General features: G+C 63.8%; 18 protein-coding genes and 1 other RNA gene. 5 read left to right on the top strand and 14 right to left on the bottom strand.

What is annotated here, in order from left to right:
• Positions 1 to 17: 17 nt before the first annotated feature.
• From C480_RS02465 to C480_RS02480, 4 genes are all read right to left on the bottom strand, one after another.
• A complete protein-coding gene (locus tag C480_RS02465) occupies positions 18 to 1,172 on the bottom strand; it encodes a DR2241 family protein (protein ID WP_006664038.1) in 1,155 nt (384 codons plus the stop codon).
• Between the two features lie 2 nt (positions 1,173 to 1,174).
• Entirely contained in the window at positions 1,175 to 2,080 is a 906-nt protein-coding gene (locus C480_RS02470) for a CbiX/SirB N-terminal domain-containing protein (RefSeq protein WP_006664039.1), read from the bottom strand.
• 88 nt (positions 2,081 to 2,168) lie between these two features.
• Positions 2,169 to 2,519: a BsuPI-related putative proteinase inhibitor gene (locus tag C480_RS02475; protein WP_006664040.1), complete on the bottom strand. Its 351-nt coding sequence runs from the start codon at positions 2,517 to 2,519 to the stop codon at positions 2,169 to 2,171.
• A gap of 88 nt (positions 2,520 to 2,607) precedes the next feature.
• Entirely contained in the window at positions 2,608 to 4,686 is a 2,079-nt protein-coding gene (locus C480_RS02480; protein WP_006664041.1) for an alkaline phosphatase D family protein, read from the bottom strand.
• A 349-nt stretch (positions 4,687 to 5,035) separates the two neighbouring features.
• Here C480_RS02480 and C480_RS02485 point away from each other — a divergent pair, with 349 nt between their 5' ends.
• Positions 5,036 to 5,800, top strand: a complete 765-nt coding sequence (locus tag C480_RS02485) for a DUF2797 domain-containing protein (protein WP_006664042.1) — start codon at positions 5,036 to 5,038, stop codon at positions 5,798 to 5,800.
• Between the two features lie 90 nt (positions 5,801 to 5,890).
• Positions 5,891 to 6,436 (top strand): GNAT family N-acetyltransferase, encoded by a 546-nt coding sequence (locus tag C480_RS02490; RefSeq protein WP_006664043.1) that lies wholly within the window; start codon positions 5,891 to 5,893, stop codon positions 6,434 to 6,436.
• Positions 6,437 to 6,587: 151 nt separating this feature from the next.
• Here C480_RS02490 and C480_RS02495 read toward each other — a convergent pair whose 3' ends face one another.
• From C480_RS02495 to C480_RS02505, 3 genes are all read right to left on the bottom strand, one after another.
• On the bottom strand, positions 6,588 to 7,157 hold the full coding sequence (locus C480_RS02495; RefSeq protein WP_006664044.1) for a cysteine hydrolase family protein: 570 nt from the start codon (positions 7,155 to 7,157) through the stop codon (positions 6,588 to 6,590).
• Complete coding sequence (locus C480_RS02500; protein ID WP_006664045.1) at positions 7,154 to 7,951, bottom strand: YqcI/YcgG family protein; 798 nt, start codon at positions 7,949 to 7,951, stop codon at positions 7,154 to 7,156. The genes C480_RS02495 and C480_RS02500 overlap by 4 nt, the downstream gene beginning before the upstream one ends.
• Positions 7,952 to 8,067: 116 nt before the next feature.
• The gene (locus tag C480_RS02505) at positions 8,068 to 8,556 is read right to left on the bottom strand and encodes an MOSC domain-containing protein (RefSeq protein WP_006664046.1); all 489 of its coding nucleotides are present in this window, start codon (positions 8,554 to 8,556) and stop codon (positions 8,068 to 8,070) included.
• A 137-nt stretch (positions 8,557 to 8,693) separates the two neighbouring features.
• Between C480_RS02505 and C480_RS02510 the strand changes: the two genes are divergently transcribed.
• Positions 8,694 to 9,125 carry a hypothetical protein gene (locus C480_RS02510; RefSeq protein WP_083873330.1) on the top strand — a complete coding sequence of 144 codons (432 nt, stop codon included), beginning with the start codon at positions 8,694 to 8,696 and terminating at the stop codon, positions 9,123 to 9,125.
• A gap of 207 nt (positions 9,126 to 9,332) precedes the next feature.
• On the opposite strand, the gene C480_RS02515 is transcribed toward C480_RS02510, so the two are convergent.
• The 4 genes from C480_RS02515 to C480_RS02530 all read right to left on the bottom strand — a co-directional run bounded on the left by C480_RS02515 (position 9,333) and on the right by C480_RS02530 (position 15,045).
• Positions 9,333 to 10,202 (bottom strand): phosphatase PAP2 family protein, encoded by an 870-nt coding sequence (locus C480_RS02515; protein WP_006664048.1) that lies wholly within the window; start codon positions 10,200 to 10,202, stop codon positions 9,333 to 9,335.
• Positions 10,202 to 12,217 carry an ABC transporter substrate-binding protein gene (locus C480_RS02520; protein ID WP_049903119.1) on the bottom strand — a complete coding sequence of 672 codons (2,016 nt, stop codon included), beginning with the start codon at positions 12,215 to 12,217 and terminating at the stop codon, positions 10,202 to 10,204. Before C480_RS02520 ends, C480_RS02515 begins: the two co-directional genes overlap by 1 nt.
• Positions 12,218 to 12,338: 121 nt before the next feature.
• Positions 12,339 to 13,214, bottom strand: coding sequence for a phosphatase PAP2 family protein (locus C480_RS02525; RefSeq protein ID WP_006664050.1), 876 nt, complete (start codon positions 13,212 to 13,214; stop codon positions 12,339 to 12,341).
• A 4-nt stretch (positions 13,215 to 13,218) separates the two neighbouring features.
• Complete coding sequence (locus C480_RS02530; protein WP_006664051.1) at positions 13,219 to 15,045, bottom strand: ABC transporter substrate-binding protein; 1,827 nt, start codon at positions 15,043 to 15,045, stop codon at positions 13,219 to 13,221.
• 443 nt (positions 15,046 to 15,488) lie between these two features.
• Between C480_RS02530 and C480_RS02535 the strand changes: the two genes are divergently transcribed.
• Both C480_RS02535 and C480_RS02540 read left to right on the top strand, forming a co-directional pair.
• Positions 15,489 to 15,824, top strand: a complete 336-nt coding sequence (locus tag C480_RS02535) for a ribonuclease P protein component 4 (RefSeq protein ID WP_006664052.1) — start codon at positions 15,489 to 15,491, stop codon at positions 15,822 to 15,824.
• A gap of 159 nt (positions 15,825 to 15,983) precedes the next feature.
• Positions 15,984 to 16,232, top strand: a complete 249-nt coding sequence (locus C480_RS02540; RefSeq protein WP_006664053.1) for a YhbY family RNA-binding protein — start codon at positions 15,984 to 15,986, stop codon at positions 16,230 to 16,232.
• Between the two features lie 66 nt (positions 16,233 to 16,298).
• Here the strand turns inward: C480_RS02540 and C480_RS02545 are convergent, their stop codons facing one another.
• The 3 genes from C480_RS02545 to ffs form a co-directional block, all read right to left on the bottom strand.
• The gene (locus C480_RS02545; protein ID WP_006664054.1) at positions 16,299 to 17,222 is read right to left on the bottom strand and encodes a DMT family transporter; all 924 of its coding nucleotides are present in this window, start codon (positions 17,220 to 17,222) and stop codon (positions 16,299 to 16,301) included.
• Positions 17,223 to 17,292: 70 nt separating this feature from the next.
• A complete protein-coding gene (locus C480_RS02550; protein ID WP_006664055.1) occupies positions 17,293 to 18,030 on the bottom strand; it encodes a helix-turn-helix domain-containing protein in 738 nt (245 codons plus the stop codon).
• Between the two features lie 144 nt (positions 18,031 to 18,174).
• An RNA gene (ffs, locus tag C480_RS22000) (signal recognition particle sRNA) lies at positions 18,175 to 18,486 on the bottom strand.
• Between the last annotated feature and the right edge of the window lie 32 nt (positions 18,487 to 18,518).

An 18,518-nucleotide genomic window follows, 5' to 3' on the forward strand; every position in this document is an offset into this window, starting at 1 on the left:
CGATCACGCGGATCGGTCTACTGTTCTCGCATCTCGAGTTCGCCGTCGGCGAATCGCTTCGCTCGGAGATACCGGGCGCGGTAGCGATTCGCGCCGTCGTTGACGTCGGCTTCGCGGATCTCGTCCGTTCGATCGTCTGCGACCGCGTCGATCAGTTCTTCGAGCTGGTTGCGCTCGCTCGGGGTTAACTCGAGTTCGTACGTGCGCTCCGTTTCGGACTCCGCGATCGCCCACTTGCGCGCGGCGGCGATGACGAGCGAACAGGGTTCCCGACACGGGAAGGGGCCGTCGCCGCCGTCGGGGTCGAGGTCGTCGCCCTCCTCGTACTCCCACTCGCGCCGGCGCAGACACTGGGAATCGACGCAGCAGGCCTCCGCCAGCCAGTCGACGGCCTCGCGCGGGAGTTCGGAGACGACCTCGTAGATGCCGCTTTGGCGGGACGCGGTCTCACTCCAGTGATCGACATCGAGAGTGCCCTCCCGCTCGCGGTGCCAGTTGGCGATCGTCGCCGGGTAGAAGAAGCCGACGGCGTCGACGAGTTCGGTTCCGGAGAGGCCGGTGAACGCCCAGCCGGTGTCGAGCGTCGGCGCGGTCTTGAGCGGCCGGTAGCGACCGTCCTCGTCGTACGTCGCGATCTCGCGGGCCGCACGCGGTTCGTCATAGGTTTCGAGGTCGTCGAGGTCCGCGTCGGCGTCGTCGACGTGCCAGAGGTCGTAGGCGCGCTCGCCGTCGAGTCCGTCGCCGTCGACGAAGCGGGCGGTGATACGGAGTTGCCCCCATTCGCGGTCGATACCGTCGCGTAAGTCCGCGTAGCGAGCCGGAACGGCGGCTCCGTCGTCGTCGGCAAGCGGCGCGTCCTCACACCACCGCAGGAACGCCCGCCGGGCCGTTCCCTCGCCGCCGACCGTCTCCTGCCAGTAGTGCCAGTTCGTGACGTACGCGTCGACGGTCTCGTCTCCCTCGCCCGCCTCACCCGCCAGAACCGCCCGAAGGCCGTCCGCGTCCAGTCCAGTTCGTTCGACGCGCTCCCCGTCGATCGCGAGGGTGAACGTGAACTCGTCATCGGCCGACTCGTCGCGCGTAATCCGCAGTCCGTCGAATTCGATATCGTTGTCGTCCCCGTCGCCGGTGACGCGCCGTACCAACTCCTCGACGTGTCCCGTCGCGACCATCGTCAGTCACCCGCCTGCGAGGTTCGTTCGGGGTCCGATTCCGATTCGGTCGCCGAACTCGTGATCTGGCGAACGCGCTCGATCGCGTCGCCGAGTTCGGCCCCGGCGTCGGCCGCGCGCTCGAGGATCACGTCCGCCATCAGTCCCTCGGTGCCGACGGCACCGGCATACCAGATGCGGTGGCCGTCGACCTCGGCGGGGACGTTCCAGCCGAGGCGGTAATCCTCGGTGAGGCCCATGTCCTCGGGGATGTCCTCCTGGGTGTGGTAGCCGTCGGCGACGAACAGCGGGACGACGACGATATCCTCGGTTGCAAAGAAGTCGGTCACGTCATCGACTTCAGGCTCCTCGTCCATGAACAGCGCCTCGACCTCGTCGAAGCGCCCGCGCTCGCGGATGCGGTCGGCGTGGTACTCGACGGCCTTGGCCGAGTTCTCGTTGCGCTCGGTGCCGTGGCCGACGACCGCGAGGCCGACTCCCTCGCCCACCGATGGGTCGCCGGTGACGCTCTCGGCGCGCTGGACGATCACGTCCGTCATCGCATCGTGGGTACCGACCGGCCCGCAGTAGTGGACGGTCTTCCCGACGTCCTCGGCTTCGAGCGTCACCTGCGAGGCGCTCGTCCCGTCGGACTCCCACTGCTCGGGCTCGAACTCGTCGAGACGGAGTTCGCGGGGGATAATCCGCTCGGTGAAGTACCCCTCGCTGATGAACAGCGGGACGACGAACACCTCCTCGGATTCGAGCGTGCGGATCACCTCGCGAAAGTGCGGTTCCTCCTTCCAGAACGCCTCGCGGACCTCGTCGAACGCGCCCGTCTCGCGGACGGTATCCGCGTGGGCGTACGTCGGGTTCGAGGCATCCGGATTCAGGTGCGATCCGTGCGCCGCGATGACCAGCGCTTGCATGTCGAACCCTTAGGAGAGGGACGGTTTATCGACTTCGCTGTTCGCGACAGCCGTCGCCACAGCCGACCGGCAGCGCGGCGCGATGGCGTCACACGCTCAGCGCCGTCCGCGCCTCACACGTCGTCTCCCGCGCTCGCAACTCGGCCACCGCGGTGAACTCGCCCGATTTTGGAGTCTCCCATTCGGCCTCGTAGGTCGTCGCCTCGCCCGGCTCGAGTTCGTCCGCGCTGAGCAGCTGGGCGAACATGCGCCCGTCGGTAAAGCGCCAGACCTCCCGGCCCGTCTCCTCGTCCGCGACGGCGAAATCCGCCTTACAGGCGTCGGTGAACTGGAGTGTGACCGTATCTGTGCCTTCGTTCCGAACGGTAAACGTGAGTTCGACGCCGGCGTCCGCGTCGGGAGTCGCCGCCTCGAGCGAGCCGGTGAGCGATGGTGTCATTGGGCCCACTTGGTCACCATTGGTGATAGGTGTTGTCCGTCCGGCGTCGGTGCTCGACGGGCGGGCGGGACCGCTGCTTAGTGCGGCGTCACTTCGAGAGGACCACGTTATCGAGGTAGCTCGCGTCGTCTCCCGAGCGATACTCCCCGCGGATGCGGAGCACGGTCAGATCGGCGAGCACGTTGCGGAACCGCTCTTCGGTCGCCAGGGGCTCCTGGCTCGTCAGGTCGATCCAGGGCACGGACGCAGTCAGCGGAACCTCGAACGAGGTCCACTCCTCGCCCGGTACCTGTTCGGGGTCGCGGAACTCGTAGACGAGTTGCGTGCCGTCGCCGGCGAGCAGCACGTCCCCGCCCTCGATCGGTTCGGCGTCGAACTGCTGATCGGGCTGTTCCTGTCGCAGGTCGAACGAGAGCGTCCCGCCGTAGAAGGACTCGCGGTCGCCGAGGTACGAGAACGGCGCCTGGTAGTACCAGGCGATACCGCCCTGATTCTCCTCGTCGCCGATGTGGCCGCCCGGATTGCCGCCCGTTTCGTAGTATTCCGGCTGGTCGCTGCCGCCGTTCTGCGAGACGAGCCAGCCGTCGGTCCCCTCGTCGAACGAACTCTCGATGCTGTCTGTCGGCGTCAACCCGGGATCGATATCGGTCGCCTGCACCTCCGTCGTGAACTGCTCGTCGCCGAACTCGTCGTAGATGCCGATCGTGATCGCCTCTCCGGATTCGGCCACTTCGACGGTCCCGAAATTCGCGTACTCGCCCTTGGCGAAGAACGTCGTCGGGTTCAACGGCGCGTACTGTTCGTCCGCGGGACCGCTTGGCGCGCCGAGCGGCCCGGCGACCGCCTCGACGAACTCGAACTCGCCGTCGTCGTCCGGATCGAACGCGCCGACGACGGACTTGTGAACGTCGCCGGCGACGACGACCAGATTCGCGATTTCCTCCGTCTGGACGTACTCGACGAGTTCGAGGAGTTCCGCCTCGTAGCCGGTTCGATCCGCCGGCGTGGCCCACGAGTCCGACGGGTACCCGAGCGGGGCCGGCGAGGCGAGTACCTTCCAGGTCGCATCGGAGTCGGCGAGCGCGTCCTTCAGCCACTCGCGTTGCTCGCGTCCGAGCAACGTCTTCGAGTCGAGTTCGACGTTTGGGTCGCGGTACTGGCGGGTGTCGATGAGGAACAGTTCGACGTGTTTCCCCCAGCGGAACGAGTCGTAGAACCGGTTGGAGTCGCCGGGTGCGGCGTCCTCGTCCCGGTCGAGCGGCCAGTACTCGCGGAACGCGCGCCGCCCCTCGGGCATCAGCGGTTCGATCGGCCCGGCGAAGTTGTTGATGACCTCGTGGTCGTCCCAGACGGTGTAGACCGACGTGGACTCCAAGAGTTCGCGGAGGTTCGTCCGCTCGGCGACGCTCGCCGGCGGGTCTCGCATCTCCTTGTACTTGTCCCGGTAGATCTCGAGCGCCTCGTCGAGCGGCGTGTTCTCCGTAATCTTTCCGGCCGGCGTCTGCGCGTCGGCGTAGATGGTGTCCCCGTGATAGAGGAAGAAGTCCGGCTCGCGTTCCGCGATGGATCGCAGGCCGGGGAACGGCGGTTCGATCGGGTCGTCGCCGTAGCCCCACGTGTCGCCGCTCCAGGCGAAGGTGACGGATCGTTCTTCGGTCGCCGACGGTGCCGTGAGGAACGTTCCGTGTTCGATCGCATCGGGCATCGCGTCGGCCGTCAGTTCGTCGACGTCGAGCGGCCGTTTCGACATCGGCCCGGCTGTGGCGGGCATCGCCCAGACGAAGTACCGGTACTCCGTGCCGGACGCGAGTTCAGTCAGGCGGACGTGACCGGTGTAGTCGGTCTCCCCGTCGACGCTGACTCGCTCGTAGCCGGCGTTGTCGGCCGACTCGATCGGCGCGTACGCGACGTGGATCGTCGCCTCGCGCTCGGCGCGGGCCCAGACGACCGCCGTCGTCGCCGTCACGTCACCGACGGCGACCCCGTGCGTGATCGGCACGATTTCGTCGCTGGAGCGAATCGGCTCCGGCGCGTTCGATTCCGAACTCGCGTCTCCGACCGCGGTCCCCACGAGGGCGGGAACCGTCGCGGCCGCGCCGATCGCCCGCAGAAACGTCCGTCGATCATCTGCCGCCGCGTCCTCCGTGGCTGCGTGCGTGTCTCTCATGTCGCAGTAAATCCGGCACCGAACTCGCTCAATAACTTATATATTTTATATAAATATAAACATGTTAGATATGAGGTGTATTGGGACGTTCACTTCGCCGAGAAGCAGACCGAAGTGCTCGGTAGTGCTCCCGAGAGAATCGTCCGAATACTGATGTCAGCGGAGACGATTCTGAGGAGATTAAACGGGTTCCAATTCGCTAGAATCCTAATTGTGACAAAATCAGCCCTCTCCTTCTGGTGTGCTACCAAACCACAACCACCACAACCACCTCGGTTCGAAACAACTACTCGACGACTGATTCGCCCGGAACGCTACGCCTATCCGTTCGCGCTGCGAACGCGCACGCGTGCAACTGGTCGGCTACGAACCCAGCGCCCGGGGCTCCGCGCTCCTGCTCGCCAACGGCGACGCCGTCGAGCGCCGCGAACTCGAGCCCGGGGACGAACTCACCTACGCGCTCGGCAAGCGCCACTGCGCCGGCACCATCGACGACGGCCAGCACATCGCCTGCGACCGCCCGTCAGCACCCTACTGCGAGTTCCACACGAGCACCTGGGTCTGTGCCCGCTGTACGGGCACCTGTCTGAAGGACGAAATGGACTGTTACGAGGAGCACGCCGTCTACATCGCCGCGTTCGCCCCCGACACGTTCAAGGTCGGGGTCACCCGCCACTGGCGACTCGAAACCCGCCTCCGCGAGCAGGGGGCCGACCGCGCGGCCCACGTCCACACCGTCCCCAACGGAAAGATCGCCCGCGAGATCGAGGCGAAGATCGCGACTCGACTCGTCGACCGCGTGCGAACCGACCCGAAGGTCGACGCACTCGCAGCCGAGGTCGACAAGAACGCCTGGGAGGCCGTTCTCGAGCCGTTCGACGTCATCGATCGGTTCGCGTTCGACTACGAACTGGCAGCCGACGGTGAACTCGACGCTCGCCCGGTTCAGGAGACGATGGCGAGGGGAACGGTCGTCGGCGTGAAGGGGCGGCTGCTCGTCCTCGAAAACGGCGGGACGACCTACGCCGTGGACATGCGGGATCTCGTCGGCTACGAGTTCACCGAGGGTGAGTCAGAGCGGAATCTGCAGTCGTCGCTCGGCTCCTTCGGGTGAGGCGGCGGCCGCCGATCGCAGTAGCGAATCCCGAACCGATTCCGCCGTTTTCGCACAAAACTGATGCGGCGTCTCCGCCTGGCTGCAGTCATGCCAGGTGCGCGAGTCACGAGCGGCGAGCGGGTCGCCCTTCGGATCGTCGAAAGTGAAGATATACCGTTTTTACAGCGGGCAAGCGCCAACCCCGACCTTCGGTATCCGCTCGGGAACCCGATCAGAAGTCAGGAAGCGTTCGATATCGCTGAGTCGGGGACGGACCGACTTCTCGTCACGCTCGAAGACGGTGTTCCCCCCGGATCGCCGAGCACTGACGACGTGACGCGGATCGGCCAGGTGACCGTGGCGGATATGAACTACAAACGTCCCGAACTCGGCTACTGGCTCGTGCCGTCGGTTCACGGCGAGGGCTACGGCAAAGAGGCCGTTTCGCTCGCCATCGAGTACGTCTTCCGGGCGTACGATACCCCTGCGGTGGGCGCGGAGGCCTACGATTTCAACGACGCCTCCCGCGGCCTGCTAGAGTCGCTCGGGTTCGCCGAGGAAGGTCGCCGTCGCAAATACATGTTCGTCGACGGGGAGCACCGCGATATGATCCAGTACGGACTGCTCCGCGAAGAGTGGGACGAGCGCTCGTGACCCGTTGATGGCGGTTGCTCGTGGGTGCGGACCCGTCCCGCGGCGCTCTTTCCGGACGACGGAGACGGACCGCCCGCCGACGATAGCCGATCAGTGGAGAACTGGTCCGCAACGCGAAACGGTGTCGATTCCGAAACGCCAGCTCACCGACTCACTCGGACACGATCGACGCCGTTCGAACGACTGTTGCGAACTCGCCCTCGAGCTGGGCCAGAGCGGTTCGGTGAATCGTCTCCGCGTCGAACGTTTCCGCGTCGAACGTCCGTCCGAAGGTGGCGGTCGCATCGGCGACGAGACGCACGTCGAACCCGCGGTTCTCGGCCATCCGCGTCGTCGTCGAGACGCAGTGGTCCGTGGTCAATCCGGCGACGACGAGCGTCTCGAGTTCGCGGTCGCGTAACCACGCTTCGAGTTCGGTGTCGACGAACGCGCCGTTGACCGATTTGACGAACGTCCGCTCGTCCGCGCGCGGTTCCGTCTCGGGTTTGAACGCGAACCCCGGCTGGTCGCTGCGAAGCGGTGACGCCGCTTCGGTCGAGTCGTGGCGGACGTGGACGACGGGTCGGTCGGTCTCGCGCCAGTGTGCGAGCAGGTCGGCGGCGCGGTTCTCGGCGTCGGGATTGTTCCGCGAGCCCCACGACGGGTCGTCGAACCCCCGTTGGAAGTCGATCAGGAGCAACGCGGCGTCGTCGGGGATAGCGGAATCGGGATCCTCTGTCATGGTAGTCTCGCAGCCGGCTTGGGATGGTCTCGGGTCACCGTCATCGGACACTCCGAGGGTGCCTGTTCGTCGTCGGCGGAGAGCATGTACTGGGGCCACTCCCGGTCGCCGTCGACGCCCCAGTCGCCGAGGTCGGCGTGCGGGCAAACGCCGTCGTAGTCTTCGAGCCGATTTTGGATGATGTCGCGCGCACGCTGTCCGGCCTCGTCGTCGGCGGTCACGTTCAGCCCCTCGAAGAGTGCGCGCGGCTGGAACGTGATTTCGAGCCCGACCGGACAGTAGCGGCTCTTGCGCGTGTCGTAGAACGGGGCTCGGCAGGTCGGAAACATCGGTTCGCCGCCGAGACAGAACTCCCAGTACTGGTCGTCGGGGTCCGTGGGGATGTCTTCGGGCCAGGGGTGGGGGTCGTGGAGGTGAAGCGTCTGGAGGATGTGCCAGAGCGCGTCGTGGTACGCTCGCTCCGAGAGCGGGTCCGCGGGCGGTTTGAAGAAGGTGACGAGCGAGGCGCGGTCGGCGTGATCCCGATACACGTCGAGGTATTCGAGGATGCGATCGCGAAGCGTCAACAGCGCGTCGGCGTCGCTCATCGACGGTACCGTCGTGTACAGCGGTTCCCCGTTGCTGACGGATTCGGCGCCGAAGAAACAGGGGAACGGCGAATCGTTTCGCTCGCCGAGCAGCCCGGACTGAAACGTCTCCCAGTGATCGGCGACCCATTGTGGCGTCTTTCCGGCCCGCACTCGCCGGTCGAGTGTGTCCTGATCTAGCAGCGATTGTGTCCCTGGCTCGTTCATGATCGATCCCCTATATGACGTATTGGGTGTTCAGGAGTAGCCGGGGAAAACTGTACTGGTTCCGGAAGGTGTTCCGATCTGTCCCGACTATGTTCGGATATCTAACTCGAACGTGGCTATTCGTCATATTCCGCCACGGATTCGCGAAGTGAGTACTCGATCCGGTCGGTTTCGGCGATCGATTCACCCTCCAGAATCCGCGCCCGGAGGCCGCCACGGTGGACCAACGCCTCGCGGATTCCCGCTTCGTCGAGGTGGCGCTCGAGGTACGAACACGGCTCACAGAGTTCAGTCCCTTCACAGATGGCATCGCCGACACGGAATCGGCTGCCGACCAGGTGATTCAACGGCACTCCTGTCGTCGTCACGTTCCGCCGGTGAACGCCGGGTTCGAGTTCGATGTCGTACTCGCGTTCGACGGCTGCGAGCGTTTCGCGTTCGATGAGCGTGAGGTCGCTGCCCTCGCGGGCGTCGAACGTGCCCTCGGCGCGGTAGTAGCGGTCGCCCTCGAGTCCGCGGTCGGCGACGGCCATAACACGGTCGACTCGTTCCATCGGCGCGCCCTGTTCGGGCGCGATATGAATCGCGTGGATGCGACCAGCCATACGGTAGTCTGTGGCGGCACCGAGATAGTCGTTCGGTTTCCTCGCGACGCCTGCGTTCGGTTCCGGCGTACAGTCTGGTTTCCTTCGCTCTCGTCCTCGCCCTCGCAGCCACGAAACACGTCAGCAGCCCCGAAAACATAACAATCCTTTTCCCCGGCGGTCCAGAATCTGAGGGTATGACGGACGAAAACGAACCCGATACCGCTGTCGACGACAACGGTGACGCCGACGCAAACGACGGCGAAGAAAAGTCCTTCCGCGAACGAGTCGAGGAAATCCGCGAAAAGCGCGCCGAAGAGGGCGAAGGCGAGGGCGAGCCCCCGGAGAGTCCGTTCGGCGGTGGCGGCGGACCCGGCGGCATGGGCGGCGGCGGGAACCCGTTCGCACAGATGATGGGCGGCATGATGGGAGGCGGCCCCGGCGGTCCCGGCGGCATGGGCGGCGGCCCCGGCGGCAGCGACGAAGTCGGCAACGAAGAACTCGTCCGCGAGGTGCGCCAACTCCGCGACGAAATGCGCGACCAGACGCGCGCGCTCAAGCGGATCGCGGACGCGCTCGAAGATAACTGATAGCTGATCGCTCACGGTTGCCGGAAGCCACGGTTCGGTACGCGACTCCCTCGAGACTCACACTCGAGCCCACTTTTCACAGTCAGTGTGTGTTCCTCCTACGACAGCCCGTTTCCTCACACCTCACACCCCACACCTCACACCTCACAGAAATGCCGAATGCTAACCCGACATCGGCGTACCCTCGACCGTCAGCGACGACACCGATCAGGTGTGATCCGAACTCGAATCCATCTCGCGATCGTCGTCCGCGTCCCGACCCCGAATCGAGGCGATCCAGGCGGAGACGGACCAGCGGTCGACGAGTACGCGGGCGAGACTGACGCTGATGTAGGCGAGTCCGAGGCCCGCGAGCACGTCGATCGCCCAGTGGATGCCCAGATACATCGTCGAGAGCGCTATCGAGGTTCCCAATCCGAGAGTGACGTAAAACCACGTCGGATACTGGTCTCGAGTTCGGTAGGCGAGGAGCGTGACGGTCGTCGCGAGGGAGGCGTGCAACGAGGGGAAGACGTTCGTGTTTCGGTTGACCTGTCGCGTGAGGTGTTGGTACTGCGGATACGTATCGTACAGCAGCGCCTCGACGAGTTCAGGCATCATGTTCCGCGGTCCGAAGGCGATGACGAAGACGTAGAGGACGAGTCCGAGGGTGTAGTTGAGCGTGTAGGCGGCCAACAGTTCGCGAAGCGGGCGCGTATCAGCGAGGGCGAAGTAGGCGACGACCGGAAAGGTGAGCGCGAAGACGTAGCCGTAGATGTAGATAAAGGAGAAGTAGGCCGTCACGGCCGGCGTCTCGAAGGACTGTAGCCAGAGGATGAACTGGCCCTCGATGTCGTAGATGGCCCAGGTGAGGTTCCAGCCGATCATCCACGAGAGGTCGGGAACGAGCTGTCTGGCGATACTGTTGAACAGCAAGGCGACGGTGAGGACGGCCAGCGCGGGTGCCGTAGCGCGAAGCCGGGTGCGCCACTCCGTGCGCGTCACTTGCAGTCGGCGGCGGCCGACGAAGAGTGCCACGGAGACGGCGATCATGAGCGTGACGACGACGACCAACTGGACGAGAACCTGCGTGAGCATCAGTATCTCACCCGAAGCCGCCCCTCGTCGTCGTATCGAAAGCCCGCCTCCTCGAACGCCGCTCGTGCCGCCTCGACATCGAGTTCACCGTCAGTCCCGAGGAACGGCGTCTCGGGATCGGTTCCCGTCCACGCCAACGAGTCGGGTGTCCACTCTCGGGTGACGGGTGCCGCGATCGGCCGTGCGTGACCGTAGAAGACGTCCGAGACTAACTGTTCTTTGTCGATCAACCGGGCGATCACCCGTCTGAACCGCGGATTGGAAAACGGCGCGGTCCGCGCGTTGAAACCGAGGTGGTAGAACGATCCCGTGGACGACTCGATCACTTCGATCGGATCCGAGTCGCTGGTTTGCTCGCGTTCGCTTTCGGCTGCGAGCACGTCGTCGACGACGTAGGATTCGAGGGCGAGACTCGTCACGTCCGCCTCGTCGCTCTCGACGAGTTCGATCGCGGACGTACTCCGCGGATCGATCCGTATTCGGAGCGTCTCGGCGCTGGGCTCGGGGAGCGCGACGGACTCGCGTCGCGTAAAGTGCTCGTCGTAGCGCTCTAGTGTGACGAACTCGCGCTGGGTCCGGTTTTCGAACTGGAAGGGGCCGCTTCCGACCGGCGGCAGATTCTCGGTGATGAGAGCTTCCGTCGTTCCGTCTGCGACGGTGATCGCAGGGATACTCGCCGTCTCGGTCCGCTCGGTCCAGATGTGCGCGGGCAAGATCGGAATCTCGAGGACGCGTTTGGCGACCGGTTCGCTCGCCGTACAGGTGAACTCGAGTTCGTATTCGCCCTGCTTGGTTACGTCCGCGATCGGATCGACGTGACCGCGGTAGCGTGGCGACGGCGCGGGGAACTCGCTGTCGTCCCGTGTCGTATCGGACAGAAAGTCGATAGTAAAGGCGACATCGTCGGCGGTGAGTTCGTGGCCGTCGTGGAACTGGCAGTCCTCTCGGAGCGTGACGGTCAGCGTGCCAGTGGGCTCGAGTTGGGTATCGGGATTGAGTTCGATATCAGTATCAGTATCAGTATCGGTATCGATGCCACTACCGTTTCCGGTACGTTCGTCCCCTTCTTCGTTCTCGGCCTCGGTCTCGTTCTCGTTCTCGTTCCACGTCCAATCGGTCCCGAGCCACGGAGAATATGTCCGATCGCCGTCTTCCTCGACACCGTCCGTTTCCTCGTCGCCCCCTCCAGCATCCGTCCCATCCCCACTCCATCTCGGTACCGCAAGCGAATCGTACAGCAATCCCGTGACCAGCCCACGATTTCGAAACTCCACTGCGAGCGGGTTGAGATTCTGCGACGGCCGAGAATCCGTATGGGCCGCTCGAAGCACGGCCTCCTCCGTCGTCGGCGGATCGAGTCCGAGATACCCCATACGGGTTGCGAGATGGCCTTGCTTCCAGCCGTCGAACCGATCGGTTCGAACGAGTCTGAACTCGTGTGGAACGCAAATGGGGACGAACGGTTGTTCGAGCGCGAGTGCTTCGAGGGTCCGGCTGACGGCCTGTTCGCGCTCCTCGCCGCCGGCGCGCTGCTGGCGATCGAGGTACGTATCGAACGTGAGATTCGTAAAGCCGAACGGATTCTGCCAGCCCGATTCGTCGGCGAATTTCGAGTGGAGGGTTTCGTAGAGAAAGTCCGGGCGGATATCGCCGGGGTGGCGACCGACGTAGATATCGAAGTCGTGGTTAATCAGGACCGTGCGGCGAAACGCCTCCCGTGACTGCATATCGATCTCGATGTCGATTCCGGCAGTTTCCAGCGTCGCGCCGATATCCTGTGCGAGCTGGATACTCTCTCTGTCCCCGTCGGCGGAAAGCGTCGTGATCGTCAGCGAGAGCTGTTCGACCTCGTTTCGATTGACGATACTGCGGACATGTTGGAGACAGCCACTGGTCGATGCGGAAAGGCCGACCGACGCGGCGAGCATTGCTCGACGGCTGAGACCGGCGCTATCACGACCTGCGGACGGGGTACGACGGCGGTCCGGACTGGAGGACGGTGGGGGATCACTCATATCGTCCGTTGCCACAGTTCGCCGGGGACGATATAACAGTATTGCGCTGTCCCCTGTTCCACTGTCGGAATCCGTGGCGGTTCAGAACGGCCGACGGACGAAACGGTATCCGATCGCTGTCTCACGAGTTCTCCTGCGATGGCGTCGTCACGGTATCACGGTACTCGTGAACTCGCTCGCGGACCTGTTCGAAGATCGCTGTGAGCGACCACCGATCGACGAGGTAGGTCGAGAGGGAAACACAGAAGCCGGCGAGTGCGAGTCCGGCGAGCACGTCGATGCCCCAGTGAATGCCCAGATACATCGTCGAGATCATGATGCTGATACTGAGACAGACAGCGATGGGGAACCATCGAGGATACGTCGAGCGGGTTTGGTAGGCGAACGTGGCGACGGTTGCTGAGAGGGAGGTGTGAAGCGAGGGAAAGACGTTCGTGTTCCGGTTGACCTCGGTGGTGAGATACTGTACTTGCGGATTGTTGTCGTACAGCATTGTTTGAGTGAGCTCTTCGACAAACACGTTTCGCGGGCCATAGGCGATAAACAGAATGTAGAAGACGAGGCCGATCGCATAGTTGAGCGAGTAGGCTATCAGGAGCCGCCGAAAGTCGATCGTCTTCGACCGTGCCGCGTACGCAATGACTGGAAAGATGAGCAAAAAGACGTAGCCGTAGACGTAGCTCATCGAGAAGTACGCGTTTGCTTCGGGCGAGGCGATCTTCTGAAAGTGTAAGACGAACTCGCCCTCGATGGTGTAAAACACCTCGGTCATGTGGACGCCGTATTCCTGAGAGAGACTGCGTCCCTGCTGTCGCATGATTCGATTGAGCAACAAGATTGCAAGGAGCAAGGCGATTGCAGGGGCGCTGGTACGAAGGCGAGACTTCCACTCCTCGCGGAGCAGTGAGAGGCGGTCCCGACCAACGACGCCCGCGAGTCCGACCGAAAGGAGGATCGAAACAGCGACGACGACCTGCAACAGAAGCTGCGTGAGCATTGTGTTACCTCAGCAGGTTTCCGTCGTTGTCGTACTCGTAATCTTCGGCAAACAGTGACCTGGCGGCCTCGACATCAAGTTCGCCGTCGGTTCCGAGGAACGGGGTGACGGGGTCTTTGTCCTCCCAGACGAGCGAGTCGACCTCGGAGTCACTGTCGGGAGTCCATTTCTCGGCGACGGGCGCGGCGACAGGTCGTGCGTGGCCATTGAAGACCGTTTCGGTGATCCAACCCTTGTCGACCAGTCGGGCGACGGCACGGCGAAAGCGGGGGTTGCTAAACGGCTCTTTGAGGGTGTTAAACCCGATATGGTAGAACGTCCAAGACGTATCCTCGACCCGCTCGACTGGATCGTCATCCGAGATTCCACCGAGAGCGTACGTCTCGAGGCGGGCCGTCGTCATGTCCGCCCCGCCGCTTGTGATCCGGTCGATGGAGGAGGCCGTCCCCGGGTCGACTTCGAGACGAAGTTCGGGGACAGTCGGTTCCGGAACGTCGTCTGTACCCACGGAAAAGTGGTCCTCAAAGCGTTCGAGGAGTAAGAACTCTCCCTTACTCCGGTCGGCGAACTGGAAGGGGCCGCTTCCGACCGGCGGAATATTGTTGGCCGTGACGAGCGACCAGGTCCCCTGCGGCGGTGAGAACTCGTCGGCGCCGGTCACACGTGTATCGACGCGTTCCGTCCAGATGCGCCGTGGCAGAATCGGTACCGTAAACGCACGCTCGGCAACTTCGGGACTGGTCGAGGACGAAATCGTCAGGTGGTAGTTGTCCTCGGCGGTGATCGAGTCTACCGCAGCGACCTGGCCGCGATAGCGCGGTGCCGGCGAGGCCTCCGGCGCGCGACCGAGCGTCGTGTCCGCGAGGAACCGATAGGTGAACTCGACGTCCTGAGCCGTCAGCGGATCGCCGTTGTGGAACGTACAATCCTTGCGCAATTCGATCGTCGCGGTCGAGCCGTTCCACTCCCAGTCGGCTGCGAGCCACGGTCTCAGGTTGCTCTCGCTGTCGTCGTCCGTCTCTTCGTAGGTCGCAAGCGAGTCGTACAGCAAGTCGGTAACGGTCCCTCGCTCGCGGGCCGTCGCCGAGAGCGGATTGAGGTTTCGCGTCGGTCGAGCGTCGGTGATCAGCGCGTGTAGCTGCTCGACATCCGCCGCCGGTTCGAGTCCGAGATAACCAAGTCGGGTTGCGAGATGTCCATCTTCCCATCCGCTAAAGCGATCCGTTTGGACGAGCCGATACTCGTTCGGGATACAGACCGGAATGAACGGTTGTTCGAGGGCGAACCGCCAGAGGAGTTCGGCGATAGCTTCCTCGCGCTCGGCTCCCTCGACGGTGCGTTGTCGCTCGAGGGCACCATCGAAGGAGGGGTCCGTAAATCGAACCTCGCTATCGAAGGAGGGGTCCATAAACTTAAACGGATTCTGCCAGCCGCTTTCGTACGCGTACGTCGAGTGTAACGCCTCGTAAAGAAAGTCGGGATTGAAGTCGGCCGGGTGACGCCCGACGTAGATATCGAAATCCTGCTCGAGCAGGACCGTCTCGAGGAGTTCAGATCGCGATCGCGTGTTGATCGTTGCGTTGACGCCGACGGAGCGAAGATTCTCCTCGAGATGGCGTGCGATCTGGGCTCCTTCTCTGTCCCCATCCGCACCGGGCAGTGTGAGAATGGAGACGGACATCCCAGTGGAACTGTTCGGGTCGACGACGCTCTGGACGCGGTTGATACAGCCGCTTGCTCCGATCGCGAGGCCAGTTGCGCCGGCAGCCAGCATCGCCCGCCGACTAATCCCGTCGGTGGACTCGTCGGACTCGTCTGGTGGTGAGTTCATATCGATTCGGTGCACCTCGGTCGGGTATCGGCTAACAGTCGGTTGGACATCGGTTTCGAGTGTAAAGAATCTGTGGACACTGTGCGCGCTCGCACGTCACGTCTCATCGAGCGACCGGACCCAGCAAGTCGGACCGGTGAGTCGAGTGCGGGAGAGCCAATCGTCGAACGTGCAGGGAGGGATTGGGAAACGATCACGGTTCATCTCGTTAAACTGTGGGGGACCTTCGTGCCACGAGTTCGGTTCCGTAGTAGGACGGTTCGATCAGTCGTACACTTCAAAGGGTCAACACCCCCAGTATAAAACGCTTCGAAACCATGTTCTCTTGAACGTTGGTTGAAACTAGACGTGTGTGACCGCGCTGTTCCCAGGGATCAGCATCGGTACAGCCCGGATTAGTGGCGGAACACAACACCAATAGGTTGTGGCGTCCAACCAGCAGTATGACCGTCGCCGCAGAACGGATCGACCGGCTACACGAACTCGCTCGAGCGGCAGCAGCCGATGGCGAGGACGACCGGGCGCGGTACTACGTGCGCCTGGCTCGGCGTGTGGCGGAACGAAACCGTCTGACGCTGCCCTGTGAATTCCGGCGGTTCACCTGCGATGCCTGCGATGCGTATCTTCGGCCGGGCGCGAACGCCCGCGTTCGGCTTCAGGACGGCCACGTCGTGATCACCTGCGAGTGCGGCGCACACGCCAGATATCCGTACGGCGATCGGCAAGCCGGGACGGCGACAGCCGATTCGGAGTCGGCAGCCGACGCGAGTCCCGAGTGACGAACTTTCGAACTACCGAACTCGCGGTGTTCGAGCGGTGTTCGAGCGGTGTTCGAGCGGTGTTCGAGCGGTGTTCGAGCGGTGTTCGAGCGGTGTTCGAGCGGTGTTCGAGCGGCGCTCCTTCGAGAGGATTAACCACCTGGATACGATACGTGGCGTATGGACAACCAGCGACTCAAAGAGCAGGCCCACGATGTCGATGTCACGGTCTGGGTCGGCAAAAGCGGCATCGATGCCGTCGTCGACGAACTCAACGATCAGCTTTCGAACCGCAACCTCGTGAAGGTAAAGTTCCTCCGCGCGGCCCGCGCCGGGAACCCGACCGAGGAGAAAGCACGGACGCTTGCAGATCGCGTCAGTGCCGACCTTATCGAGACACGCGGGCATACGGCCGTCATGCACCGGTAGGTGTTCGGATCAATCGAAAGCGATGGTGCTGGCGGCCGATAGTCGCCAGACTCACACGATTGGCGATTACGGATTCGACTCCGTCGACACGAAATAGACGCCGACAGCCATCACGACCCCGCCAAGGACGAACCGCGAGCCGAGCGACTCGCCGAGCAACGTCGCTCCGAAGACCGCGCCGACGATCGGCTGGATGAAAAAGAACGCCGAGATAACGCTCGCGTCGACGAACTCCAACCCCTTGTACCAGCAATACCACGCCGCTGCCGTCCCCAGAACCCCGAGATAGAGCACCGCGAGGATCACCTGAGGCGTGAACTCGATCGCGCGAAGCGAGGTCCCCGTTCGGGTGAACTCGACCGGGACGAGAACCGCGAGCATCGGCACGGCAGCCACGCAGGAGTACGTTGCCGTTTCTAACGCCGAATAGCGTTCGATTAACGGCTTTCCCAGCACCGTATAAAGCGCCCAGGTCGCACTCGCGAGCAAGAGCATGAGAATCCCCGTCGTCGCGACCCCCGCGAGTTCAGTGAGGTGGTACTGCCCGGAGAGGACGATGACGGTTCCGGCGGTCGCGGTCACAATACCGGCGACGAGTCGCGGCGAGAGCTCTTCGCCGAGGAGGGCGACGCCGAGCAGGATGGTAAAGATCGGCGTCAGGACGGTGATGAGCGATCCCTGGCTCGCGGTCGTGAAGGCGGTGCCGAGAAACTGGGTTGCGAGCGAGGCGGCGACGACAGCCCCGAGAGTGAGAAAGCCGAGGCAGTCACGGCGAGTGAACTCGCGCCGGGGATACCGAAGGCGGACGATGGGTAACAGTGCGGCTGCACCGACCAGGACGCGCAAGAACGCGAGCGTCAGCGGCGGGATGGCGTCGAAGCCCCACTTGCTCACGCCGTAGAGGCCGCCCCAGAGCGCTGCGGCGGTAAGCGGTGCCAGTGCGAACAGATACGTCGATATCGACGGCAGCGAAACGGAGTTCCGGTACACAGTGTGAACGCGGAGGAGTATGGACTGCCCGAGAATGGCTGCTCTCGTTAGGATGTTAACCCCGGTCGGCTCAGCGCCCGCCGTCCGGTTCGGCGTGGTCGGACTGGTCGACCGGTCCGATGGCCGAGACGGCCGAAACGAGGAGCTTCCGTTCGGCCCGACGGAGCGTCTTCGAAACGGCGGCGTCCGAGACCCCGAGTTCAGCTGCGAGGTCGCCGAGCGTGGCCTCGCGCGGGACGTCGTAGTAGCCGTCGGTGACGGCGCGGTGGATGGTTTCGCGTTCGGTCGGAGTAAGTCGCCGGGCACCGTCGAGGACCGTTCGGCCGATGGTGTCGGCGCGAACGTCTTCGAGGACGGTCGTCGGATCGACCCGCTCTCGACTGCGGATCTCGTACTCGTCGTCGAGGTCGGCGAGGACGGTGAGCGTTCGCTCCGCGGCGGCGGCGTCGTCGAAGCCGATCTCCCAGCGCTCGCTTCCGTCGACGTTTTCGAAGGGTGCGGTGAGGTAGCCGCCGTTGGCGATGACCGTCCCCATCGTGTCGGTCGTCCCCATCGTCAGGTGAACGCGGGCGGTGCCGTCCCGCTTTGCCAGCAGTTCGAACGAGTCGGTTTCGTCGTGGCTCCGAATCACGTCTAAGCCGCGTTCGACGGCCGCGCGGTCGCTCCCGTCGGCGAGGATGCGCAACTCGAGCTGCGATCGGTCGTGATCGTAGTGCCAGTGCGGCGTGACGAACGCGACCTCGGCCGCTGAACTCGCCGCGCTCAACGGGCAATCGGCCTGTCGAATCGAGAGCGCGAGACTGATCATACGGACGCCACGCCCCGGGGAACTAATCGTATTGTGGTCTCGGCGAATGCTACGGCTGGAGGACTGCGCGGGTCGAACCGGAGACACAGCAGGCACTCGTCAGCGCCACCGCCTCCGGATCGATGTGACGGCAGATGAAGTATGAATGTGGAAGCCGCGATTGCCCGGCGTTCCGGCCGGGGGAATCTCGGTTGCCTCCTCCACCCCGCGACCCGTCGAGCGACAGGTGTCCGGCGGTCCACTGCTCGCTTCCGCGCCTGATGGGCTGTCGCCGACTAACCACGATGGGACGTCCCTGCGGACGGCCACCGTAGACCGCTGTCCCCGACGGACGAGGCTTCCACGTTGGCTCCCGAGGCCCCGGCCGGTCTGACCGGACGCCCGCGGTGTTTGGTCCCCGCTAAAGGCCATACTGCGGGTAGTGAGCAGGGCCTAACTGCCCGACCTATCCATTTGTCTGTATGTGACTGGTACTTAAGGACCTTTCG

Source organism: Natrialba aegyptia DSM 13077 (assembly GCF_000337535.1).
GTDB classification, from domain to species: domain Archaea; phylum Halobacteriota; class Halobacteria; order Halobacteriales; family Natrialbaceae; genus Natrialba; species Natrialba aegyptia.